General features: G+C 72.3%; 1 protein-coding gene. It reads right to left on the minus strand.

The annotated features are described in order from the left end of the window. Window positions 1-151: 151 nt before the first annotated feature. Complete coding sequence (locus AC2W7C_RS17225) at window positions 152-1,555, minus strand: dipeptidyl-peptidase 5 (protein ID WP_486002465.1); 1,404 nt, start codon at window positions 1,553-1,555, stop codon at window positions 152-154. Window positions 1,556-1,989: the final 434 nt, after the last annotated feature.

Consider the following 1,989-nt stretch of genomic DNA (forward strand, 5'->3'; position numbering starts at 1 on the left):
CCTCGGCCAGGGGCGGGGACGGCGGCGGTCAGGGCCAGGGCGGCGCAGGCGCAGGCGAGCAGGGAGCGGTGGCGCATGGACGGTTTCCTCATGTCTTGCGGGCGTTGGCGTAGCACCGCCCGGACGGCTGAGGAAGCGGCGACGCTTGGCCTCACTCAGCCGTGTAGCGGGCCGTCCAGTCCAGGATCTCCTGCTGCCAGTCGACCCAGTTGCGGGGCTTCAGCACCCAGTGGTTCTCGTCCGGCACATGGACGAAGCGGCTCTCGATCCCGCGCCGCTGCAGCGCCGAGAAGGTCCCCAGCCCCTGTTCCACCGGCACCCGGAAGTCGCGCGACCCGTGCAGGACCAGCATGGGCTTGGTCCAGTCGCCGACCCAGGTGTTCGGGCTGAACGCGCGGTACAGCTCCGGCCGCTCCCACGAGGCGCCGCCGAACTCGGAGATGAAGTTGCCGATGTCCATGGCGTTCATCAGCTGGCCGACGTCGAACACCCCGGCGTGGTTGACCAGGCAGTCCCACGGGCCGTTCCACTTGCCGGCGATCAGATTGACCATGTAGCCGCCGTACGAGGCGCCCAGCGCGCAGGCGCGCCCGCCGTCCATCCAGGCGTTGGCCGCCAGGGCCGCCGCCCAACCCTTCTGCAGATCCTCCAGCGGCCGGTCGCCCCAATGGTCGTTGATGGCGTCGGTGAAGGCCTGGCCGTAGCCGGGCGAGCCGTGGAAGTTGACCATCACCACGCCATAGCCCGCGCCGGTGTAGATCTGCGGGTTCCAGCGATAGGACCACCCGTCGGTCCAGGGCGACTTGGGCCCGCCGTGAATCAGGTAGACGACCGGATAGCGGCGGCCCTCGACATAGCCGGCGGGCTTGAACGTCCAGCCGCGCACCGGCTCGCCGTTCCAGCCGGCGAAGGTGAAGGCCTCGCCGGGCGGCAGATCGGTCCCGGCCAGCATCTCGGCGTTGTGGCGGGTGAGGGGACGGACCGCGTCGCCGGCGATCTCGACCACCTGGGCCGGACCGGTGAAGCTTTCGCGGGCCGCGACCAAGCGCCCGCCGGCCTCGTCGAAGGCCGAGACCGTGCCCTGGTCGGTGACCGGGCGCACGGCCCCGCTCCGGACGTCGATCTCGAACAGCTTCTGCTGGCCGTCTTCGGCGGCCAGGGCGTAGAGGGCGCGCCCGTCCGAGCGCCAGCGCAGCGATCCCGCGCCGCGGTCCCACTGGGTCGGCAGGGCGCGGACGTTTCCGCCGTCGGCGTCGGCGATCATGATCGCCGGCTGGTCGCCGTAGACATTCTCCCGGCGGCCGGCCAGCCAGGCCAGGCGGCGGCCGTCGGGCGAGAAGGCCGGGGCGAAATCGGGCGCCGGATTGGCCTGGGTCAGATTGACCGCCGGGCCGCCCGACAGGGGCGCGCTGAACAGGTCGGTGTTGTTGGTGAAGGCCTCGGTCCGCCCCTGGGTCTGGGCCTGGAAGACAACGCGGACGCCGTCGGGGGACAGGACGAACTCGTCGTCCCCGCCCAGCGGCCGTGACGGGCTGTCGCCGTCGATCCCGGCCATCGACGTCCCGCGGCGCGCCGGCCGCTAGGCCCGAGGCGTCCAGGTCCAGGGCGAACAGGTGGTTGCGCCGCCCGTCGTTCCAGCTGTCCCAGGGACGCAGCGGCAGGCGGTCGTAGCCGCGCACGGTCGAGGGCGAGGACGATTGCGCCTTCAGACGGTCGCGGCTGCACGCCAGGTCGGCGGCGCAGTCCAGGAAGATCGGCAGGGCGACCACCAGCGTGCGGCCATCGGCGGAAAGGCGGAACGACGACACGTCGAGGGGCAGGGTCGTGACCTGCACCGCCGCCTGACCCTCGCGGTCCATGCGCCAGACCTGGCTGGAGCCGCCTCGGGCCGAAAGGAAGTAGATGGCGTTTCCGTCCGGCGCCCAGCGGGCCGAGGACACCCCGCCGTCGGACGCGGCCAGGCGGCGGGGCTCGGCCCCGGCCTCGACG

Source organism: Brevundimonas sp. CURTG3B2_SDJG (genome assembly GCF_057364705.1).

What these genes read in the sequence shown, in the direction of transcription:
- AC2W7C_RS17225 (WP_486002465.1), bottom strand. Translation starts at nt 1,555, where the DNA reads ATGGCCGGGATCGACGGCGACAGCCCGTCACGGCCGCTGGGCGGGGAC.